The sequence below is a fragment of the Ursidibacter arcticus genome (genome assembly GCF_009761375.1).
GTDB classification, from domain to species: domain Bacteria; phylum Pseudomonadota; class Gammaproteobacteria; order Enterobacterales; family Pasteurellaceae; genus Ursidibacter; species Ursidibacter arcticus.
In genome coordinates this window covers 1-22,692 of the sequence record NZ_LEKM01000115.1, presented here as the reverse complement: position 1 = coordinate 22,692, position 22,692 = coordinate 1, and the positions used below count along the sequence as shown (strand labels likewise).

The 22,692-nt window shown below is 38.2% G+C and carries 21 protein-coding genes; 11 read left to right on the top strand and 10 right to left on the bottom strand.

The window, feature by feature from the left end:
• Positions 1-176: 176 nt before the first annotated feature.
• Complete coding sequence (gene rpoC, locus A1D25_RS03825; RefSeq protein ID WP_157394372.1) at positions 177-4,454, top strand: DNA-directed RNA polymerase subunit beta'; 4,278 nt, start codon at positions 177-179, stop codon at positions 4,452-4,454.
• Between the two features lie 147 nt (positions 4,455-4,601).
• On the opposite strand, the gene A1D25_RS03820 is transcribed toward rpoC, so the two are convergent.
• The 5 genes from A1D25_RS03820 to A1D25_RS03800 form a co-directional block, all read right to left on the bottom strand.
• Positions 4,602-6,659 carry a UDP-glucose:protein N-beta-glucosyltransferase gene (locus tag A1D25_RS03820; protein WP_157394371.1) on the bottom strand — a complete coding sequence of 686 codons (2,058 nt, stop codon included), beginning with the start codon at positions 6,657-6,659 and terminating at the stop codon, positions 4,602-4,604.
• A 19-nt stretch (positions 6,660-6,678) separates the two neighbouring features.
• Positions 6,679-8,010, bottom strand: coding sequence for a 30S ribosomal protein S12 methylthiotransferase RimO (gene rimO / locus A1D25_RS03815; RefSeq protein WP_157394370.1), 1,332 nt, complete (start codon positions 8,008-8,010; stop codon positions 6,679-6,681).
• A gap of 164 nt (positions 8,011-8,174) precedes the next feature.
• Positions 8,175-8,867 carry a 5'-methylthioadenosine/S-adenosylhomocysteine nucleosidase gene (mtnN, locus tag A1D25_RS03810; protein WP_157394369.1) on the bottom strand — a complete coding sequence of 231 codons (693 nt, stop codon included), beginning with the start codon at positions 8,865-8,867 and terminating at the stop codon, positions 8,175-8,177.
• Positions 8,864-9,595 (bottom strand): thioredoxin domain-containing protein, encoded by a 732-nt coding sequence (locus A1D25_RS11050; RefSeq protein ID WP_240327098.1) that lies wholly within the window; start codon positions 9,593-9,595, stop codon positions 8,864-8,866. The genes mtnN and A1D25_RS11050 overlap by 4 nt, the downstream gene beginning before the upstream one ends.
• Positions 9,596-9,602: 7 nt before the next feature.
• Complete coding sequence (locus A1D25_RS03800; RefSeq protein ID WP_157394368.1) at positions 9,603-9,827, bottom strand: SlyX family protein; 225 nt, start codon at positions 9,825-9,827, stop codon at positions 9,603-9,605.
• 83 nt (positions 9,828-9,910) lie between these two features.
• On the opposite strand from A1D25_RS03800, the gene fkpA reads away from it, so the two are divergent.
• Genes fkpA through pdxH form a run of 6 tightly spaced genes read left to right on the top strand, consistent with a single transcriptional unit; the run spans position 9,911 to position 12,983 of the window.
• Positions 9,911-10,627 carry an FKBP-type peptidyl-prolyl cis-trans isomerase gene (gene fkpA, locus A1D25_RS03795; RefSeq protein WP_157394367.1) on the top strand — a complete coding sequence of 239 codons (717 nt, stop codon included), beginning with the start codon at positions 9,911-9,913 and terminating at the stop codon, positions 10,625-10,627.
• A gap of 49 nt (positions 10,628-10,676) precedes the next feature.
• Positions 10,677-11,333, top strand: a complete 657-nt coding sequence (locus A1D25_RS03790) for a helix-turn-helix transcriptional regulator (protein ID WP_157394366.1) — start codon at positions 10,677-10,679, stop codon at positions 11,331-11,333.
• Positions 11,333-11,686 (top strand): sulfurtransferase complex subunit TusD, encoded by a 354-nt coding sequence (gene tusD, locus A1D25_RS03785; RefSeq protein ID WP_157394365.1) that lies wholly within the window; start codon positions 11,333-11,335, stop codon positions 11,684-11,686. Before A1D25_RS03790 ends, tusD begins: the two co-directional genes overlap by 1 nt.
• Position 11,687: 1 nt before the next feature.
• Complete coding sequence (gene tusC, locus A1D25_RS03780; RefSeq protein ID WP_157394364.1) at positions 11,688-12,059, top strand: sulfurtransferase complex subunit TusC; 372 nt, start codon at positions 11,688-11,690, stop codon at positions 12,057-12,059.
• A gap of 18 nt (positions 12,060-12,077) precedes the next feature.
• The gene (tusB, locus tag A1D25_RS03775) at positions 12,078-12,344 is read left to right on the top strand and encodes a sulfurtransferase complex subunit TusB (protein WP_157394363.1); all 267 of its coding nucleotides are present in this window, start codon (positions 12,078-12,080) and stop codon (positions 12,342-12,344) included.
• A 9-nt stretch (positions 12,345-12,353) separates the two neighbouring features.
• The gene (pdxH, locus tag A1D25_RS03770) at positions 12,354-12,983 is read left to right on the top strand and encodes a pyridoxamine 5'-phosphate oxidase (protein WP_157394362.1); all 630 of its coding nucleotides are present in this window, start codon (positions 12,354-12,356) and stop codon (positions 12,981-12,983) included.
• Between the two features lie 203 nt (positions 12,984-13,186).
• Here the strand turns inward: pdxH and aroQ are convergent, their stop codons facing one another.
• From aroQ to paeA, 3 genes are read right to left on the bottom strand one after another with little or no spacing between them, the layout of a single operon-like run.
• Positions 13,187-13,627, bottom strand: a complete 441-nt coding sequence (gene aroQ / locus A1D25_RS03765; protein ID WP_157394361.1) for a type II 3-dehydroquinate dehydratase — start codon at positions 13,625-13,627, stop codon at positions 13,187-13,189.
• Positions 13,628-13,684: 57 nt separating this feature from the next.
• Positions 13,685-14,029: an arsenate reductase (glutaredoxin) gene (arsC, locus tag A1D25_RS03760; protein ID WP_157394360.1), complete on the bottom strand. Its 345-nt coding sequence runs from the start codon at positions 14,027-14,029 to the stop codon at positions 13,685-13,687.
• Positions 14,029-15,330 carry a polyamine export protein PaeA gene (paeA, locus tag A1D25_RS03755; RefSeq protein WP_157394359.1) on the bottom strand — a complete coding sequence of 434 codons (1,302 nt, stop codon included), beginning with the start codon at positions 15,328-15,330 and terminating at the stop codon, positions 14,029-14,031. Before paeA ends, arsC begins: the two co-directional genes overlap by 1 nt.
• Before the next feature lie 205 nt (positions 15,331-15,535).
• On the opposite strand from paeA, the gene A1D25_RS03750 reads away from it, so the two are divergent.
• Positions 15,536-16,711 carry a transferrin-binding protein-like solute binding protein gene (locus tag A1D25_RS03750; protein ID WP_157394358.1) on the top strand — a complete coding sequence of 392 codons (1,176 nt, stop codon included), beginning with the start codon at positions 15,536-15,538 and terminating at the stop codon, positions 16,709-16,711.
• A 75-nt stretch (positions 16,712-16,786) separates the two neighbouring features.
• On the opposite strand, the gene A1D25_RS03745 is transcribed toward A1D25_RS03750, so the two are convergent.
• The gene (locus A1D25_RS03745; RefSeq protein ID WP_157394357.1) at positions 16,787-17,866 is read right to left on the bottom strand and encodes a calcium:cation antiporter; all 1,080 of its coding nucleotides are present in this window, start codon (positions 17,864-17,866) and stop codon (positions 16,787-16,789) included.
• A 22-nt stretch (positions 17,867-17,888) separates the two neighbouring features.
• A complete protein-coding gene (locus tag A1D25_RS03740) occupies positions 17,889-19,187 on the bottom strand; it encodes an L-cysteine desulfidase family protein (protein WP_157394356.1) in 1,299 nt (432 codons plus the stop codon).
• Positions 19,188-19,453: 266 nt separating this feature from the next.
• Between A1D25_RS03740 and carA the strand changes: the two genes are divergently transcribed.
• Genes carA through A1D25_RS03725 form a run of 3 tightly spaced genes read left to right on the top strand, consistent with a single transcriptional unit; the run spans position 19,454 to position 22,495 of the window.
• Positions 19,454-20,596: a glutamine-hydrolyzing carbamoyl-phosphate synthase small subunit gene (gene carA / locus A1D25_RS03735; RefSeq protein ID WP_157394355.1), complete on the top strand. Its 1,143-nt coding sequence runs from the start codon at positions 19,454-19,456 to the stop codon at positions 20,594-20,596.
• Positions 20,597-20,627: 31 nt separating this feature from the next.
• Positions 20,628-21,656: a PDDEXK nuclease domain-containing protein gene (locus A1D25_RS03730; protein ID WP_157394354.1), complete on the top strand. Its 1,029-nt coding sequence runs from the start codon at positions 20,628-20,630 to the stop codon at positions 21,654-21,656.
• Positions 21,656-22,495 (top strand): PhzF family phenazine biosynthesis protein, encoded by an 840-nt coding sequence (locus A1D25_RS03725; RefSeq protein WP_157394353.1) that lies wholly within the window; start codon positions 21,656-21,658, stop codon positions 22,493-22,495. Before A1D25_RS03730 ends, A1D25_RS03725 begins: the two co-directional genes overlap by 1 nt.
• Positions 22,496-22,692 lie beyond the last annotated feature (197 nt).

Here is a 22,692-nt window from a genome sequence, read left to right as displayed (position 1 = left end):
TGAACTCCGTTTTTAGTTCTGCCAAATCTCCCCTAACCCCTCTTTGCTAAAGAGGGGGATAGGAACAAGCGGTTAATTTTGCAGAAAATTTTACAAGTCAGACCGCTTGCAATCGCAACTAAATTCGTAGGGTGTGTGTGAACACGCCAAAAACAACCTCAAACAGGGGCAAAAACGTGAAAGACTTAGTTAAGTTTTTAAAAGCACAATCAAAATCAAGTGATGATTTTGATGTAATTAAAATTGGTTTAGCATCACCAGATAAGATCCGTTCTTGGTCTTTCGGTGAAGTTAAAAAACCTGAAACCATCAACTATCGTACCTTTAAACCAGAGCGTGATGGTCTTTTCTGTGCACGTATTTTCGGGCCGGTAAAAGATTACGAATGTTTATGTGGTAAATATAAACGTTTAAAACACCGTGGTGTAATTTGTGAAAAATGTGGCGTTGAAGTAACACAAACTAAAGTGCGTCGTGACCGTATGGGACACATCGAATTAGCTTGTCCTGTTGCACACATTTGGTTCTTAAAATCATTACCGTCCCGTATTGGTTTGATTTTAGATATGCCACTGCGTGATATTGAACGTGTACTTTATTTTGAAAGCTATGTAGTTATCGAACCGGGTATGACTGATTTAGAAAAAAATCAGTTATTAACCGAAGAACAATTCTTAGATGCTGAAGAGCGTTGGGGCGATGAGTTTGATGCCAAAATGGGTGCGGAAGGTATTCAAGCCCTATTAAAAGATTTAGATTTAGAGCATCAATGTGAATTATTACGTGAAGAATTACAAGAAACTAACTCTGAAACTAAACGTAAAAAAATTACTAAACGCTTAAAACTGTTAGAAGCATTTATTCAATCAGGCAATAAACCTGAATGGATGGTAATGACTGTATTACCTGTTCTTCCACCAGATTTACGTCCATTAGTTCCACTTGATGGTGGTCGTTTTGCAACATCAGACTTAAACGATTTATATCGTCGTGTTATTAACCGTAATAACCGTTTAAAACGTTTATTAGATTTAGTTGCACCAGACATTATCGTGCGTAACGAAAAACGTATGTTACAAGAGTCTGTGGATGCGTTATTAGATAATGGTCGTCGAGGTCGTGCAATCACTGGTTCTAACAAACGTCCATTAAAATCGCTTGCCGATATGATCAAAGGTAAACAAGGTCGTTTCCGTCAGAACTTGTTGGGTAAACGTGTAGATTACTCAGGTCGTTCTGTAATTACCGTAGGTCCATACTTACGTTTACACCAATGTGGTTTACCGAAAAAAATGGCGTTGGAATTATTCCGTCCATTTATTTATTCAAAATTAGAAAGCCGTGGTATCGCATCAACTATTAAAGCTGCGAAGAAAATGGTAGAGCGTGAAGATCCAATTGTATGGGATATTCTTGCTGAAGTTATTCGTGAACACCCAATTCTTCTTAACCGTGCACCAACACTTCACCGTTTAGGTATTCAAGCGTTTGAGCCGTTATTGATTGAAGGTAAAGCGATCCAGTTACACCCACTTGTTTGTGCGGCGTTCAACGCGGACTTCGACGGTGACCAAATGGCGGTTCACGTACCATTAACATTAGAAGCTCAACTTGAAGCTCGTGCGTTAATGATGTCAACGAATAACGTACTTTCGCCTGCAAATGGTGATCCAATTATCGTTCCATCTCAAGACGTTGTTTTAGGCTTGTACTATATGACGCGTGAGAAAGTAAATGGTAAAGGTGAAGGAATGTATTTCTTAGACCCACGCGAAGCAGAAAAAGCTTATCGTACAGGGCAAGCAGAATTACATTCTCGAGTAAAAGTTCGTGTAACAGAATATGAGAAAAATGAAGCAGGAGAATTTGTTGCTTCAACCAATTTAGTGGAAACCACAATCGGTCGTTCAATTTTATGGATGATTGCACCAAAAGGTATGCCATTTAAATTATTCAACCAAACCTTAGGCAAAAAAGCGATTTCTAAATTGATTAACGAAAGCTACCGCCGTTTAGGTTTGAAAGAGTCTGTTATCTTTGCTGACCAAATTATGTACACAGGTTTTGCCTACGCTGCTCGTTCAGGTTCTTCTGTTGGTATTGATGATATGGTTATTCCAGAGCAAAAATACAGCATTATTTCAGCGGCAGAAGCTGAAGTAGCAGAGATCCAAGAACAATTTAACTCGGGTCTTGTAACAGCAGGTGAGCGTTATAATAAAGTAATCGATATTTGGGCAGCAGCAAACGAACGTGTTGCGAAAGCGATGATGGAAAACTTATCTACGGAAGAAGTACTTAACCGTGAAGGTAATCCAGAAAAACAAGCATCATTCAATAGTATCTTTATGATGGCAGATTCAGGTGCTCGTGGTTCTGCGGCTCAGATTCGTCAGTTAGCAGGTATGCGTGGTTTGATGGCTCGTCCAGATGGCTCGATCATCGAAACTCCAATTACGGCAAACTTCCGTGAAGGTCTGAACGTTCTTCAGTACTTCATTTCAACCCACGGTGCGCGTAAAGGTTTGGCGGATACTGCATTAAAAACAGCAAACTCAGGTTACTTAACCCGTCGTTTAGTGGATGTGGCACAAGATTTAGTTATCATTGAAGATGACTGTGGCACTCACGAAGGTATCGTAATGACCCCACTTATCGAAGGTGGCGATGTTAAAGAACCATTGCGTGAGCGTGTGTTAGGACGTGTGGCAGCAGAAGATGTGTTAAAACCAGGTACAGACGAAGTATTGATTCCTCGTAACACCTTAATTGATGAGAAATGGTGTGATGTGATTGATGCAGAATCCGTTGATGTGATTAAAGTTCGTTCAGTTGTAACCTGTAACACAGACTTTGGTGTTTGTGCGAAATGTTACGGACGTGACTTAGCACGTGGTCACTTGATTAACCAAGGTGAAGCAGTTGGTGTTATTGCAGCACAATCAATCGGTGAACCAGGTACACAGTTAACGATGCGTACGTTCCATATCGGTGGTGCGGCATCTGCGGCAGCAAAAGAGTCAAGCATTCAAGTTAAAAATGCAGGTACTTTAAAATTAGCTAATGCAAAATTTGTTACTAATAAAGATGGCAAAATTGTTTTAACTTCTCGTAATACCGAATTAACTGTCGTTGATGCCTTTGGTCGTACCAAAGAGAACTATAAAGTCCCTTACGGTGCAGTGCTTTCAAAAGGCGATGGTGCAGAAGTAAATGTGGGTGAAGTTGTAGCAAACTGGGATCCGCATACAATGCCAATTATTTCTGAAGTAAGCGGTTTCATTAAATTCAGCGATGTGGTTGATGGTTTAACAGTAACTCGCCAAACCGATGAATTAACAGGCTTATCATCAGTAGTAGTACAAGATGTGGGTGAACGTGCAACAGCAGGTAAAGATCTACGTCCAGCATTAAAACTGGTTGATGCACAAGGTAATGATATCTTTATCTCAGGAACAGATACGGCAGTACAGTATTTCTTACCGGGTAAAGCTATTGTAACCTTAAATGACGGTGCAGAAATTTCTGTGGGTGAAGCATTAGCTCGTATCCCACAAGAATCCACAGCAACTAAGGATATTACGGGTGGTCTTCCACGCGTTGCGGATTTATTTGAAGCTCGTAAACCAAAAGAACCAGCTATTCTTGCGGAAATCTCAGGTATCGTTTCATTTGGTAAAGAAACCAAAGGAAAACGCCGCTTAGTGATCACACCAGCAGAGGGCGAAGCATACGAAGAAATGATTCCAAAATGGCGTCAGCTCAACGTATTTGAAGGCGAAATGGTACAACGTGGTGATGTGATCTCAGATGGTCCAGAAATGCCACACGACATTTTACGTTTACGTGGTGTTCACGCAGTAACAGACTATATCGTGAATGAAGTACAAGAAGTTTACCGCTTACAAGGGGTAAAAATTAACGATAAACATATCGAAGTTATTGTCCGTCAAATGTTGCGTAAAGCAGTGATTACCAATGCTTACGATTCAGAATTCTTAGAAGGTGAACAAGTAGAAGTTTCACGCATTAAGATTGTGAACCGTAAACGTGCCGAAGAAGGTAAACCGCTTGTTGAATTTGAACGTGAATTGCTTGGTATTACCAAAGCATCTCTTGCAACAGAATCATTCATCTCTGCGGCATCGTTCCAAGAAACAACACGCGTATTAACCGAAGCAGCGGTTGCAGGTAAACGTGATGAATTACGCGGCTTAAAAGAGAACGTAATCGTAGGTCGTTTAATCCCTGCGGGTACAGGTTTTGCGTATCACCAAAACCGCTCGAAAAAACGTGTAAATAACGATGAAATCGTAGCGTTAGAAACAGCAGCATCATCTTTTGCAACAGCAGAAGATATTGAAGCTGAAACACAAAGTTTTATTGCTGACGAAGCAACACAAAACTTAGCCGCATTATTAAATGCTGGTTTTGATAGCGATAACGAAGAGTAGTTATTAGATAATGAAGAGAAGCCCCGAACGAAAGTTCGGGGCTTTTTTCTTGTATAAGAATAATATCGGTGTAATCATCTTGAATGAGTAATAGGAAAATCGGTAAAGACAATTTACGCCATTCTTTACCGATTTTTACTGACTAAATTATTTTTTAAGCTTTTTAACGGCCTCTTTCAATGGAGATGTTTTTTTCTCCGTTGTTTTTTTCTCCGTTGTCTTTTTTACTGCTTTTTTAGCCGTTGTAGTTTTGCTTTCCTTTTTCTCCGCAGGTTTTCTTTTCACTGTTCTTTTCTTTTTTACAGATGGAGTTTCTTCTGTTGAGAAAATTAAATTTAACGTAAAATTATGTGCTTCTGCCCATTCAACTAATTTAGCTAAGAAAACATTTCCCATTGGACGAGGATCACCTGTAAATAATGTGGCTAATCCATTATTTTCAATAATATGACGGCGTAGTTCTAAACGCTCTTGATGGTTTTCAGCTAAACGAATCGCACGTTCTACATACTCATCAACGGTATTAGCAACGAGCCATTCTGGTAAGCCTAAGCGTTTAAATAACCCTTCGTCAATATGCTCGTGTACTTCAGGGCCTGTTTTACAAACGCCAACCAAGCCAAGTGTTACCATATCAATAATGCCGTTAGTATTACCAAATGGGAATGGGTTTAACATCATATCGCAATTATGTAGAATGGTTAGATATTGCTGATAAGGTGTATGTGGATGTGCTGTCGCACTGTCCCCTAAATGACTTTTAATAAAACGTTCAACATAAGGATGAGTAATTCCCATTGATTGCCCTAGTGCAAAATGGAAATGTACTTTTACGTTGGCACGTTCTTTAATCACGCGTAATGCTTCTAAGAAATAAGGGTTTAGTTTCATTGTGGTTGCTGCAATACCAATATTCACAACTTCAGGATTTTCTCTGAAACGATATTCTACATTGGTAGGAGCAAGCGCTGATGGTACATAAGGCAAAGCATCTTTTGGTAAGCGTAACAATTTTTCACTGAAACACTCTTCGGCACCCACATAATCATCTTCCACAATAACATATTCAATAAAATCAGAATATGTTGTTGCTGGATGACCTAAAGCTACCGCTTGAATAGGAGTAAGACGAGCATTACTTGCAAACATTGTTGTTAAATCCATACCAATACTTGGCATATAAAGAATGGCTGCTTGGTTTTCATCACAGACTTTTTTCAATGCAAGTAATTTATCAATAACACTTGCTTGATTTAATAAATGGAATTCATCGAATACGGCACGCCCAGCTTCATCTACGGCTTCATTACCTAATCCGATCAGGTAAAATTGCTCACGAGCAGCAATCATTGATGTGGAATGTGTGCGATAAATTGAATGTGCCGAATGGAAATGTTCCAACAAGACCACCATTACAGGTTTTCCATTGCGATAACCGATTGTGGATACATCACGATCTTGCCAGTCTAACTCAAGTAAATGACGTCTAATTACTTGGTTTAAGGCTTTTTTCACTAAATGCTTATTTTGTGCCACATCATAGCTACAATGCATATAAACATCGTGAGAAATATTTGCAGGTAAGCGATTTAAGTTATTAAATTGAGCCAGTTTATCTGGGAACCATTGTAAAATTGCACTTCTTTTGGCAAATGATGCTTCTGTGCCAATAAATCTTGGTGATTGTAATGCAAAACATAGTGATGCACATAATTCTGGCGATAATGCCCAAAGAGAGTCTAAATTTAAACTAACATTTGATTCTGATAAATAGAGAATACAGAATTTAATCACCGCCGCTTCAGTCGATTCTAGGTGAATATCTAAAGGATCTTCTTTATTTGGATTGCAGTTATAACTTTGTAGAATATGATCGGCATTCACATAAGGAGATGCAGCAAATATTAACGACAGCCAACGCTGTAATGTTAAAAAGCGTTGAGCTCCATCGAAAGAAACAACTAAATTAGGATCTTTAAACAGAGTTGTGATCCCCACCGCCATCCTTGTACAAAAATAAATAATACGATCTTGCTGTAAATCTGATAATTGGCTAGGAAAATCAAATTCAATGCCTTGAATATCACCAAAATTACTATCAATTTTACCAAGAATAGATAAGAGCTCGGTACAAGCTAATTCATAATCTTTATTATCTACAGCCTGCTCAAATCTAAGAACATTTGGTACTTGTTGCTCTGTCATTCCTATTCTCCTAGAAAAATTAACAAGTTCCCCACAGATCATATTCATCTGCGTGAGTAATTGTTACCGAAATAATTTGCCCAACGGCGACATTTTGCTCGGTTAAATTATCAATATAAACAACACCATCAATTTCAGGTGCATCTGCCATTGTACGACCAATAATGCCTTCATCATCAATTTCATCAATGATAACAGGCAATACTTTTCCAATTTTCTGTTGTAATCGCTCTGCGGATATTTTTTGTTGCAATAACATAAAACGGTGGAAACGATCTTCTTTAACTTCTTCTGGCACTTGATCTTCCATATCCGTAGCGACAGCCCCATCTACTGGGCTAAATTTAAAGCAACCTACGCGATCGAGTTGTGCTTCTTGTAAGAAATCGAGCAATAGTTGGAAATCTTCTTCTGTCTCACCAGGAAAACCTACAATAAAAGTAGAACGCAAAGTGAGTTCAGGGCAAATTTCACGCCATTTTTTGATACGCTCTAAGGTTCTTTCAATTGAGCCTGGGCGTTTCATTGCTTTGAGTATTTTAGGACTCGCGTGCTGTAACGGAATATCTAAATACGGCAAAATTTTGCCTTCAGCCATCAGTGGAATTAAATTATCCACGTGCGGATAAGGGTAAACATAATGTAAACGTACCCAAGCACCTAATGAGCCAAGTTTTTCACATAGCGTCATTAAATCATTTTTAATCGGCATTCCGTTCCAGAAAACCGTTTTAGTCGCATTTTCTTTCTTTTTATCTAAACCGTAGGCAGAAGTATCTTGCGAAACGACTAAAATTTCCTTAACACCTGCATCAACTAAACGTTTTGCCTCATCTAAAACTTGCACAATGGAGCGGCTATCTAAATCTCCACGCATTGATGGAATAATGCAAAATGTACAGCGGTGATCGCAACCTTCCGAAATTTTTAAATAAGCGTAATGTTTCGGCGTTAATTTAACCCCTTGCTTTGGCACAAGGCTAACATAGGGGTTATACTCTGGTTTCGGCACATATTTATGGACGTGTTTCATTACTGCTTCATAACTATGTGGCCCTGTAATTTCCAATACTTTCGGGTGAACTTCTCGGATCTGATTTTCTCGTGCACCCAAGCAGCCTGTTACGATCACTTTGCCGTTGGCTTCTAAGGCTTCGCCGATAGATTCTAATGACTCTTGAACTGCACTGTCGATAAAACCACAGGTATTCACAATCACTAAATCCGCCCCTTCATAGCTTGGAATAATGTTATAACCATCAGAGCGAAGCTCTGTCAAAATACGTTCCGAATCCACTAAATTTTTCGGGCAACCAAGGCTAATAAAGCCGATGTTTGGTGCTGAATTCATAAATAATCTCAATAAAAATAACTAGGTAATAAAAATTGATCTATTGTATATCAATAGGAAAAGGGGCAAATTGTACAAAATTTATTAAGAGAAAGCGATAATAAGCGGGCGGTTTAGCGTAAAATTTTGCAAATTTTTGCCAAGAACCGACCGCTAGGAAGGAATTAGCCTACACTATTAAGCATTGCCAATACAATAGCGGAGGATTTCTCAGCTGCAAGTGGTAAAAATTCATCAAAAGAGAGATGGGATTCTTTATCAGCCACATCGGAAATCGCTCGCACCACGACAAATGGCACTTGGAAAGCGTGGCAAACTTGAGCAATGGAGGCTGCTTCCATTTCGACTGCGGCAACGGTTGGGAAATCTTGGCGAATTTGAGCGATCTTATCTGCACCATTGACGAAAAGATCTCCACTACAAATTAGCCCAACCACTGCATTAAAGCCTGCTTTTTGGCTTTCTTTAGTCGCAAGCTCAACTAGTTGAGCATTCGGTGTAAAACCTGCTGGATTTGCAGGCAGCTGCCCTTTTTCATAACCGAATGCTGTTACATCAACATCGTGATGGCGAACATCACTAGAAATGACAATATCCCCTACATTTAAGTTGCGATCTAATCCCCCTGCTGATCCCGTATTGATAACCACATCAGGCTTAGTGAGCTGAATCAGTAATGTTGTACCAATTGCCGCAGCGGTTTTACCAATGCCCGATTGTAATAAGGCGATATTGGTATTGTTAATTTTACCTTCATAGATTTTACAGCCTGCGATTTCGGTAATTTTAGGTTCTGCCATATAGCTAAGTAAAATCTCAACTTCCTGTGCCATTGCACCAATAATTGCTATTTTCATTGGGTTTTCTCCTGTTGTTCTTGTTGTAGTTTTTTAACTAAAAAATCTAACACTGCATAAGTGTAATCATCGTTATATAACGTATTACGAATTAAAATATATTTTCCATTTAATACCGCAATAGGCGTAATAGGTGGGCCATATTGCACATAATGTTTTTCTGCTTGTTCAACGAGCTGTTTTACTGATTCTGAATCGAAAGTTTGGTGAAATTGTTCGATATTCAGTTGATTTGTCGTAAGCCACCGTTTGATCGCATCATTATTTTCAACCAATTCTCTTTTGTTTTTGGTATGTGCACTATCAAATAAGTATTTATCACTCAAATCTGGGCGACCAATCGCTGTAAAGGTTGCATTCATTTGAGCGGTAAAACGAGAACCTTTCGGAAAAGCAGGCGAGCGTACCAGTATGACTTTATCGCTATTTCGTCTCGCATATTCGGTTAAATAATCATCTGCATCTAAACAGATCTGACAGCCATATTCATAAAAATATTGGATTAACACCTTGTCTTTCGGTAAAGGAATATCCAATGCTTTTTTATAGGAATAGTAGCCTTTTCCATCTTTAAAAAGCGATTCGTTTTGCTGACTTTTTCGCAAATTACCCACAAAATCCAACCGCTTATTATTCACTGACTTATCAAAAATTCGTTGAATATCCGCTTGTAATGGCAACGCTAACCATAAGCTGAATAGGCATAATAAAGAGATTTTATATTTCATTTTTGTATCAATAATGTGGCGGTGGTGTTTCTTCCGCTTGGCTTGCAATATTACTTGGTTGCATTCCTTTGAGCTTTTCTGCTAAATGTCGCATCTGATTTTGTAATTTATCGACAGCAAATTGCTGTGTGATTAACGCTTGGTTTAATTCTTCAATCGTTTGCTCCTGAAAAGCGACTTTAGTTTCAAGTTCGGTTAAATAATCCAGCACTTTTTCAAGATTTGTTGTCATATCCATCATAAAAAGGTTGTATTCAAAAAGAATACACTTTACCCTATCCCACTTTGTTTTTACACACTTTTAAAGGAAAACTTATGTTAAAAACTAAACTTTCGGCTGTTGCGATTGTTGCAGGTGCAATTTTTACTGCACAAACAGCCCTAGCTGAGAAAGCTGACCCTAAATTTGTTGATGAATCATCTTATGCTGTTGGCGTGTTGATGGGCAAAAATATTGAAGGCGTTATTGAGTCGCAAAAAAATGTCTTTTCTTATAACCAAGAGCGTATTTTAGCGGGCGTTCAAGACACATTGAAGAAAAGCGGTAAATTAACCGATGAAGATCTTAAAAAACAGCTTGAAGCCTTAGATAAATACTTGCTTGAGCAAGAAACAAAAATCCAAGCGGAAAAAAATAAAGCAACCACTGAGTCAGGCGATAAATATCGTGCGGATTACGAGAAAAAAGCAGGTGTGAAGAAAACAGAATCTGGCTTGCTATATAAAATTGAAAAAACAGGCGAAGGTGAGTCACCAAAAGCAACGGATACCGTAAAAGTTCACTATAAAGGTACATTAACAGACGGTACAGTTTTTGACAGTTCTTACGAGCGTAAAGAGCCGATTGAGTTTCAATTAAATCAACTTATCCCAGGTTGGATTGAAGCTATCCCAATGCTGAAAAAAGGTGGAAAAATGGAAATCGTATTACCACCACAATTAGGTTATGGCGATCGTCAGGCAGGAAAAATTCCAGCAAATTCAACACTGATTTTTGAAATTGAATTGCTTGATTTTAAAGCTGCAAAATAAGTTTATTTCCCCCTTTAAGTAAAGGGGGATTTCATTTTGGATATCTGTAATGAGTGCAACATTTAATCCTCTTTCTGATGAAGATCACGCTATTTTAGCGTCTTATTTCCCTGTCGTTGATGGTATTGCTGCCTTAATTGGAGAGCATTGTGAAATCGTGCTACATTCCCTAGAGTTTCTTGAACATTCGGCAATTTATATCGTCAATGGGCATAATACCGACCGTAAGATTGGTTCACCTATTACCGATAGAGCCTTGTGGTCACTTCATCATATGCAAACGGATAGCGTATCAAAACCGTATTTTACTCGTGCAAAAGGCGGAGTATTGATGAAGTCGATTACTATCGCTATTCGTAATGGCAAACAGCACGTTATTGGGCTAATTTGTATCAACTTGAATTTAGACGTGCCCGTTTCACAATTTTTAAGTACTTTTATTGCACCACAAGAAACAGATACTAACGTGAATTTTGCCAGTTCCGTTGAAGACTTGGTGGCACAGACGATAGAAAGCACGATTGATGAAATCCAAAATGATCGCAATGTGGCGAACAACAATAAAAATCGCCAGATTGTAACCACTTTATTTGAAAAAGGGATCTTTGATATTAAAGATGCCATTAACCAAGTTGCAGAACGGTTAGATATCTCCCGCCATACCGTTTATCTCTATATTCGCCAGATCAAACAGGATAACGAATAATGCACTATGTTCTTGCCATCAAAGGCAGTGTATATGGCTCGCAATCTGCCTATTTAGCTTATCAAGTCGCCAACGAATTATTAGCGGCAGGTCATTCCATTTCACAAATTTTCTTTTTTCAAGAAGGGGTCAGCAATGCGAATAAATGGGTTGATCCTGCCAGCGATGAGATCAATTTAGTCGAAAAATGGAAAAATTTAGCCGAAACTTACCGCTTGTCGTTACATCTTTGTATTGCCGCCGCCCAACGCCGCGGTATTGTGGAACATAATCTTGCTGAAGGCTTTGTATTGGCTGGGTTAGGTGAATTTAGCCAAGCTGTTTTAACTTCCGATCGATTACTGACATTGTAAAATGAAAAAATATAAACTTGCCATTGTTTTTACCCAACCGCCTTTTGGCTCAAGCACTAGCCGAGAGGGGTTAGATGCGTTGCTTGCTGCAAGTGCCTTTTGTAATGAAGATGAAATTGCGATTGTATTTATCTATGACGGTGTGTTTAATTTAATCGCTCATCAAGATCCAACTCAGATTTTACAAAAAGATCATATTGCTACATTCAAATTACTTGAGCTTTACGAGCTGAGTGAATGTTTTATTTGTCAAAATTCCCTTGAAGAACGGCAATTACAGCAAGCAGAATGGATATTAGATGAATTGCATTTTGTCGAGCGACAACAAATTTTTGCACTATTACAGCAAGCAGAAAAAATACTGACTTTTTAACTTATAGGTTTAAAAATTATGCTTTATACCTTCTCAAAAGCACAATACGATCTTCATCAACTACAATCAATCCTTTCACAAGTTCAGCCTGAAGATGCCGTTGTTTTATGGCAAGACGGTGTATTACAAGCGGTCAAATACCCCGAGATTTTTGCAACTATCACAAATCTTTTTATATTAGAGAATGATCTACAAGCAAGGGGATTAAAAACTGATTTTAAAGTGATTTCTTTAGGAGAATTTGTTAGGATAAGTGAGCGATATTATCCTCAATTTGCATTATAGGTGGTGAAGATGGATTTACACGCAATTCGAGAAGATTACAGCAAACAAGCTCTTTCCCAAGCACAGTGTGCAGATAATCCACTAACACAATTTCAACAATGGCTAACAGAAGCGATCAACGCTAAAGTAAATGAGCCGACCGCAATGAACGTGGCAACCGTTCAAGATAATAAACCTTCAAGCCGAATGGTATTGCTGAAAGAGCTTACCGAACAAGGCTTTATCTTTTTCACGAATTATCAAAGCCGTAAAGGACAACAGATTAGCCAAAACGAAAATGTCGCTCTCACATTCTTTTGGCCAGAACTGGAACGCCAAGTGCGGATTGAAGGTATCATTAGCCAAATTGCTGAAGAAGAATCGGACGCTTATTTTCAAACTCGCCCTTATACGAGCAAAATCGGTGCTTGGGCAAGCTACCAAAGCCAACCGCTAAAAAGTAAACAAGAATTGCTTGCTAGAGCGGCTACCTTGACATTAAAACACCCTTTATCAGTGCCACGTCCACTGCATTGGGGCGGTTATTTGGTGATCCCAAATTATGTTGAATTTTGGCAAGGTCGCCCAAGTCGCTTGCACGACCGTATTTGCTATCAACTCCAGCATAATCAATGGCATAAAAGTCGATTATCGCCTTAATGGTAATTGTCGGTTAGAAATAAGCGGTAGGATTTTGATAAAGTAACATAATAAATCAATAGATAAGCCGTTATAGAAGAAATATGCTGTGGAAGAAGACCGATAGTAACATTATTTGATGGAAAGAGATTTGGGAGGAAAATAATTGGGCATAGTGGAAGGTTAGCAACAAATTTGTCTACTATGCCTATAAAAATACAAACCTATACATTATTTAATGACTGAATTGCATAATCGAGTGCATATTCATAACCTTTTGCACCAAGCCCACAAATGACTCCTTTGGCAATGTCACTTAGATAAGAGTGGTGGCGGAAAGGTTCACGAGCGTGGACGTTCGATAAATGCACTTCAACGAACGGAATTGCCACTGATAATAATGCGTCACGCAAAGCTACGCTAGTATGCGTAAACGCAGCAGGGTTAATAATAATAAAATCAACCGTTCCAAATGCTTGATGAATACGATTTATGAGCGGTTCTTCACCATTAGCTTGGAAATAATCAAGCTGAAAACCTTGTTGTTTAGCCAGTTGTTGTAAATGTTGTTCAATATCAGATAATGTCTGAGAACCATAAATTTGTGGTTCTCTTTTGCCTAGCATATTTAGATTTGGTCCATTAAGTAGCAGAATGTTTTTCATTATTTCCCTTAGCTTGTCGAATTCAAGCGGTCTGTTTCGTTAAATATTTTGCAAATGTTAGAGCAATGATTTTACCAACTCTGGTGGTCTGCAAAATTTTGTCCCTTTCTCACCGCTTACAAAAGGGCGATTTAGTAATCTTGGGTATTGTGCCATTAACTGAATAATGGCATCGTCTGAAAGGTTCTTTCCAACAATATGTTGAGTGTATTCATCAACATCTGTACGTAATGCATCTTGTAATGAAATGCCACTTTCTTGAATTAACCTTTGAATTGTCTCTTGTGAAAGGGGCGTCTTGAGATATTCAACAATGATCGGCTCAATACCTGCTTGTTGTATAAGTGCCAAAGTTTCACGCGATTTACTACATTTAGGATTATGATATAAAGTAATTGCCATTATTCCTCCGCTTTAATGTCTTTGCGTAGAGATACCATCAGCTGATCAATTTTAAAATTCTCAGTATCTATAATCTCAAATTTATACTGTTCAAATAGCACAAAATCGGTCTTTTTCGGGATTTTTCGTAACATATACATCATAAATCCACTGATTGTTTCGTAGTTTTCTTGGTTTGGAAATGCTTCAATGTTCAATGCACGCATTACATCTTCTAATGGTGTTGAGCCATCAATTAACCACGAATCTTCATCTCGGCGAACAATCTGCTCTTCTTCATTAGAAACAAGTTCACCCATCACAATACTCATCACATCGTTTAGGGTTACAATCCCAACCACAAGTGCATATTCATTGATAATGACTGCGAAATCTTCCCCTGATGATTTGAACAGCTCAAGCACTTCATAAAGCGAAAGCGTATCTGGAATATAAAGTGCCTTGCGTAGTACTCGATTATCCGTCAGCGAAACAATATCTTGTTGCAAATAGAGCGTTAATAGCGTGTGTGATTCAACATAGCCGATAATTTTGTCAAGGCTGCCATCGGTAATCAATAATTTAGAATGCGAATTTTGCTGTAAGGTTTCTAAAGTCTGCTGGCGTGTAAACGATTTGTCTAAAAATACAATATGCTCGCGTGTTGTCATTGTTGAAGTAACGGTACGCTGTTGCATATCAAAAATATTTTCAATTAAATAATGTTCCTGTGTTTTTAGCACCCCAGCTTCAGCTCCTGCATCCACGATCGCAATGATATCTTCAGGCGTCATACTTTCTTGGCGAATAGTTGAAATGCGTAAGATGCGGAATAAACCATTGGCTAAACTATCAAACAACAATACCAAAGGTTTAAATAAGAAAATACTGAAGGTCATAATACCGACCATTTTTACAGCTACTTTTTCAGGACTCGCCATTGCCATTCGTTTTGGCATTAAATCAGCAAATACAATAAAAGACATCGTAACCAACGCAAAGGATAACCAAGATGATACGCTTTGTAACCATTCGGCTTGGCTATATTTGGATAAAAACGCATAGACATAAGGTGTGATCTGCCCTTCACCAATCATCCCCCCTAAAATAGCAACCATATTCAGTCCTATTTGTACAACGGTAATAAATTGCCCAGGCTGTTCCTGAAGTTCTAAAACTTTCTTAGCGCGTAAATCGCCATCATTTGCCATCTGCTGTAATTTTAGCTTTCTTGCTCCCGCTAAAGAAATTTCGCCAGATGAAATAATTGCACTGATAATAATCAGCAAAATAATGCTTAAAATTGACTCAAATAATCCCATAATTTTTTATTCTGTTTAAAAAATACTAAGTGATTATAGCAAAGCCCCTAAAGGACGCAAAATTCTCATAATAGAAAGATGTTTAATAAAATACAATTAACACACAAATGATAACTATTATTATTTGTATTGATAAACATATGGCAAAAATGTTACAATAATTGACATTATTTAATTATTTTTACAAAACCATTCTGGAGAACTTATGAAAAAATTACATTTAAGCCTCATTGCAACTGCCTGTGCATTAGCAATCACTGCTTGTGTATCAGATAAACCTAATCCTCAAACATCTCATACCACAGCAACGTCTAATCCGGTGAATAATGCAGCCAAAGAAACTCCTAAAGCTGAAGAAGCCCCTAAAGCTGAAGAAACCACAAAAGCTGAAGAAACACCTAAAGCTGAAGAAAATAAACAAACAGAATCGCCTGAAGAGGTAGCTCGCCTTCAAAGTAACATTGAAGTGATTAAAAAAGCAATTCCTAGCAATATTACATACAAAAGTGATGATCCACTACTTGCTGAGGTCGAATTAGACTATGGTACAAGTGAGTTTTCAAATGTAAATGGTAAAGCACTTAATATTGAAAATAATCGTTTTGTCAGCCAAGAGCTTCCTGCCGATCAGAAAGACTTAAATCATCTCTATTTAGATGGCGTTAAAATAGACTTGTACACCAAAGAAGAAAGTATCGCAAATTATGAAAAGGACTTTGATCAACCTTATAAAGCTAAGCTGCTAAATGTAACAAGTGGTAATAATACATACAAAGGAAAAGTAAGTTCTTTGCCAATTAAACCTTCAGATAACGATGAAGATTATCGAGAACAAGGTTTTGAACAACTACGGTATGGCTATATTATAGATGGAAATAATAAAGAAACCTTATTTGTTCAAGGACATTTAACACCTGAAACCAAAGCTGTATTATCACCATATTCCAAATACTACGGCAAATATTCTGATGCTCAACCACTAAGCCCAATGAGAACAGAAGGTATATGGTTGTATGATTCTGGTACAGCTTTTTACGGAAAAGACGGAGAATATAAAGAATTTAATGTAAAAGCGATTGCAGATATTACAAATAAAAAGGTAAAAGTAGACGTAGAAAATAATCAAACCAAATTAGTCCTTGGTGGGATTATTGATGGCAATAAATTTTCAGGATTATATGACGGAATTCAAACACAAGGTGCATTTTACGGAGATAGAGGGCAAGATATTGGCGGTATTTTCTATCAAACTCAAGGAGATGAAAAGGATTATCGCGGCGTTTTCGGAGCAACAATTAGACTCGGTAAAAATGGAAGTGGTGGAGAAGAAACAGTTGCCACAGAAAAAGATTCTTTAAAAGATTTCCACGTTAAACCATAAACTAAGCACAACTTCGATTGATTGAAATGTAGAAGATCAGAGTAAATATGATCTTCTACACTTAACGCAGATTTCCTAAGGCACAACCACCGTGAAAACATATGCAGCTAGGTTTACTAATAACACGATCCCATAGAGCATATTAGAACGCCCGTGGTTGAGTGAAACCATTACCACAAAGGTGGATAATGCAAGTAAAACCATTGATTTCCAGTCTAAGCCTAAAACCATATTGATGTCGTACATTAGACACACAATAACAACCGATGGAATAGTTAAACCGATACTTGCTAATGCCGAGCCTAATGCTAAGTTTACGCTCGTTTGAAGGCGGTTACGGCTGGCGGCAGTTAAAGCAGCTAACCCTTCTGGCATTAACACCACTGCAGCAATGATAACCCCAACGAGTGCAAGAGGTGCACCTGCACTCACCACCATACTCTCAATTGTTGGTGATAGTGCTTTTGCAAGTAAGACAACTATTCCTAAACAAACCACTAACAGTAACAAACTGATTAATGCTACTTTGGTTGATGGTGGCTCGGCGTGATGCTCTGGGTTATCGTCATCAGCTAAGAAATAATCACGATGGCGAACGGTTTGCACCATAATAAATGCCCCATAAAGCACTAACGATGCGATTGCAACAAAGACTAGCTGTGATGGGCTATATGTTGGGCCTTCTGTTGTGGTAGTGAAATTCGGCAAAATTAGGGTAAACGCTAAAATTGAAATAAGCGTAACTAATGCTGTACTAACAGATTTTTTACTAAAAAATTGTTCGTGGTGTTTCAGTCCACCAATCAATAAACAACCACCTAAAATACCATTTAAGATCAGCATAATCGCTGCAAATACGGTATCTCGTGCAAGATATGCTGCGTTATCACCGCCTGCTATCATTAGCGATACAATAAGTGCAACTTCAATAACAGTAATTGCTAAAGCTAAAATAATTGTTCCGAATGGCTCTCCAACTTTGTGAGCCACTACTTCAGCGTGGTGAACAGCAGAAAGGACACTACCAATCAATAATGCTCCGCCACCAATTTGTAGCCATAAACTATCTTTTACCCCAACAAAATAAATAACCCACGCAAGAATGGGTAAAATCACCGACCATAACGGTAAAGGAGAATGTGTGTTGTTTGCCATAAAACCTCTCTGTTATTAAAAATTAGCAATCTTGCTCTTTTGTACTCATTATTTCAATAATCTGTCTATCCATATACACCATACTTTTCGTAGCAATGGCACAAAGATTATTGATTGATTTATCTACGCTATGTTCCACAATGCCTTCATTACCTGTTACTCGGCTATTATCTAATGCCATTAGTACGGCTTTATAAGCAGATGAAACACCGGTAGAAACTTTCATTGCACAGCTATTTGCTGCACCATCACATAACACACCGCTAATATCGCCAATCATACTGCAAATAGCCATACTAATGGCATTAAAACGTCCACCAAGCAAGTATGCCATTCCCGCAGCACTTCCCATTGCAGCTGTTGTAACCGCACATAATGCGGAGAGCTTTGGTAATTTACTGTGGATATAAATTGCAATGGTATGTGATAAAAATAATGCTCTGATCAGTTGTTCATCATTCGCATTAACAAAGCGAGCAACAATGACTGATGGCATTGTTGCCGCAATTCCTTGATTACCAGAACCAGAATTACTCATTGCAGGCAGTAATGCACCTCCCATTCGAGCATCTGATGCGGCTGTTGTTTCAATTACAATCCGATTAAGTAAGTCATTTGAAAGTAGTCCAAGTTCAATTTGTTTGCGTAATGTCCTACCAATATGTAAACCGTACTCCTTCTCTAAACCTTCTTTAGACAAGGCACTATTGAGCTTAGCAGCTTCGGCAATAAAAGCAATTTGCTCAAGGGGAGCTTGCATTGCAAAATCATAAATATTTTGTGCAGTAAGCTGTTCAAAAAAGTGATAATCATCAGCTATTTCAACCACTTCCGCTTGTTTTTGAAATAAAATCTCGCCATTTTTCTCAATCAGTACAACATTTGTATGAGAATCTTGAATACAGACTTTAACCCAACCTTGTTCACCTAATACAAGAGCTTCGGAATAAAGGGGAAAATCAACATTGGCAATATCAACACTGACTTGGTTTGCATCAAGCATTGCTTTTGCTTGTTCAACATCTTTGGGTTGAATATTTTTCAATACTTCCAATCCTGCATTCGCATCGCCTGCAATCGCACCTACCGCAGCAGCGATTGGCAATCCCACCATACCTGTTCCAGGCACAGTTACCCCCATTCCATTCTTCATTAGGTTTGGTGAAACTTTTGCCTGAATCTGTACTAAATCTGAACCTAAATACGACACCGCAATAGCAGACGCTAAAGCAAGTGAGATTGGCTCAGTACAACCTAATGCTGGGGCTACATCTCGTTTTACAATTGCGATCAACTGATCGCCAAATTCAAATTTTTTCATTTAATTCTCAACTTTGTAAAAAAACACCGCATTTTAACCGCTTGTATGATTCGATAAAAACAAAATTTCAGATTAGTTATTTACTTATGAATAAAAATGCAATATAAATGAATTAAATTTCATATTTATGCTTATGTTGAGACTTTTCACAAGTTTAACTTGAATGCAATCGTTTGCTCTATTAAACTTAGTCGCCTACTTCTAGCAAAGGTTAATGGCGACTCGAAAGTACCAACCAACAGAGTTTATTATTAGGAGTAAAAATAATGTCGAAACCAGCAATTCTTGTTCTTGCAGATGGTTCAGTTTTTCACGGAAAATCCATTGGTTATGATGGTTTTACCATTGGTGAAGTGGTCTTCAATACTGCAATGACAGGCTATCAAGAAATTCTTACCGATCCTTCTTATCATCATCAAATTGTTACTTTAACGTATCCCCATATTGGTAACACAGGGGCAAATGACGAAGATACAGAATCTCGTTCCGTTTATGCCGCAGGCTTAATTATTCGTGATCTCCCACTTTTACACAGCAACTTCCGTTCTAATATTTCCCTTCAAGATTACCTTGTAAAAAATAAAACCGTTGCTATTGCAGATATTGATACTCGCCGTTTAACGCGTATTCTGCGTGATAAAGGTGCTCAAGCTGGCTGTATTTATGTAGGTACAGATGAAGCTAAAGCCTTGGAATTAGCAAAAAGCTTTGGTTCAATGGCTGGGCAAGATCTTGCTCAACGCGTAACGTGCAACGAGCTTTATCAATGGACAGAAGGCGAATGGCGTTTACCTGTTTCAAATGATGGTAAAGCTTATGAAACGCAAACTAAACCAGAATTTCACGTCGTTGCCTACGATTTTGGGGTAAAACATAACATTTTAAGAATGTTAGCAGAGCGTGGTTGCCGTTTAACGGTTGTCCCAGCTAAAACATCCGCAGAAGCCGTATTAGCATTAAATCCAGATGGTATTTTCTTATCCAATGGCCCTGGCGACCCAGAACCTTGTGACTATGCAATTTCCGCTATTCAAAAATTATTAGCCACAAAAAAACCAATTTTCGGCATCTGTTTAGGGCATCAGCTACTTGGTTTAGCTGCAGGTGGAAAAACGAAAAAAATGACATTCGGACACCACGGCGCCAACCACCCTGTACAAGATCTTGATAGCCAAAAAGTGCTAATTACGAGCCAAAACCACGGTTTTGAAGTTGATGAAGCCAGCCTACCAGCAAATGTACGAGTGACTCACCGATCTTTATTTGATGGAACTGTACAAGGTATTGAATTAACCGATCAATCGGCATTTTCATTCCAAGGACACCCAGAAGCGAGTCCAGGTCCAAATGATGTGGCTTACTTATTTGACCGTTTTATCACTGAATTGAGAAAGGCGAAAACAGCATAGTAAGCGGTAAGATTTTAGAAGACTTTTGCAAATGACGAACTTAACTCAAAGTTACATCGGTGAAATAAAACATATTCTCACAATGGCACGCCAACAAGCATATAGTGCTATCAATTCAGCTATGGTTGAAGCATATTGGCGTATTGGAGAACGAATTGTTCAAGAGGAACAATTCGGTAAAGAACGTGCAGATTATGGTAAAGAAATCATAAAGCAACTTTCTATCGAATTAACTCGAGAATTTGGAAAAGGATTTGGTGAACGAAATATTCGAAATTTCCGCCAATTTTATTTAATGTTTTCTGATTTAAAGATTTGGAAAACACTGTTTTCCAAATTGAGTTGGTCGCATTTTCATCGTGTATTAAAAATTCAAAACGAGAAAGTACGTCATTACTATCTCACTGAAGCAGCTGAAAATCACTGGTCAATTAAAACATTAGATCGAAACATTTCAACCCTTTATTATGACCGCTTATTAGCAAGCAAAAATAAAGAGCTAGTTAAACAGGAAATGCAACCGCAACTTGGAAAACCTAAGCCAAGTGATTTTATTAAAAATCCAATGGTTCTAGAGTTTCTCAATTTACCAACTAATAAGGCATATACAGAAGCTGAATTAGAAACAGCACTAATTGATGATTTACAACAATTTATGCTAGAGCTTGGCAAAGGATTTGCATTTGTTGCTCGTCAGCAACATATCCGCACAGAAAGTAGCGATTTTTTTATTGATCTTGTTTTCTATAACTACATATTGAAATGCTTTGTGTTAGTAGAGTTAAAAACAAATAAGCTAACACATCAAGATATTGGACAACTTGATATGTATGTCCGAATGTATGATGATTTAAGAAAACAGCCAAATGATAACCCTACTATTGGGTTATTACTTTGCACCGAAACAGATAGCATCGTTGCAAAATATTCAGTGTTGAATGGAAATGAACAACTTTTCGCCAGTAAATATATCCATTATTTACCAAGTGAAGAAGAACTTGTTCAGGAAATAGAACAACAGAAATTGTTATTTGAACAACAATTTGGAGCAGAACACTAATGCGAACTTACCCATTCAAATTGGTAAACGTCTTTGCCGAAAGCCATTTTGGTGGTAATCCATTGGCGGCATTTCCCCAAGCGGACGGCTTGAGCGATGAAGAAATGCAGCAGATCGCAACACAGTTTAATTTAAGTGAAACGGTATTTGCTTTTCGTTCACAAAATGCAGTGGCGGATCTACGCATTTTTACGCCAGCTTATGAACTACCGCTTGCAGGACATCCGACTTTAGGTTGTGCTTATGTGTTACAGCAACAGCAAAATTTACCTGAACAATTTGTGCTAAATACCCCTGCGAAAGCGGTTAGATTATGCGGAAAAAATGCAAAAATGGAGATGGCGATTACAGGTTACACCATTCAGGCAAGTAAAGCGAAAGTAACCGAACTCGCGAATGCACTAGGGTTAAGTGAAAGTGATATATCCCCAACAGCTTATTGGCTAAATAGTGGCTCACCACAACTGCTGTTACAGCTCAAAAACCACATAAGTCTTGAACGAATTAAGGTAGATTTTGCTCAGTTAGCACAAATTTGCCAACAAGATAATGGACGAACCGCGATTTATGTTTGGTATGAGCAAGATGACACTATCTTTAGCCGTTTTTTCTATGGGGATAATGGCGTTATGCTTGAAGATAGTGGCACAGGATCTGCCTGTGCAAATTTAGGGGCTTATTTTCTCTCACAAGGAAAATTTCCGCTTATCCGTCAAATTCATCAGGGCGATCAAATGGGCAGAGCAAACCGCCTTTCTTTAAGGCTTGATGAACAACAGACAATTTATGTTGGTGGGAATGTGATTGAAGTTGGTGAAGGGAATTTTAAGTTACCGTAACAAGCGGTGAGATGTTGAGAGAAATTTGCAAAATCTTGTGAAGAAGTAACCGCTTATAGAGATGGGCAACGTATGAACTTCGTTTTTACGACTGCCAAATCTCCCCTAACCCCTCTTTGCTAAAGAGGGGAACAGATTGAAGGAACTTATTCGTTCATCTGAAAATTAAAAATCGTATTGAAGAACATCGATTTTAG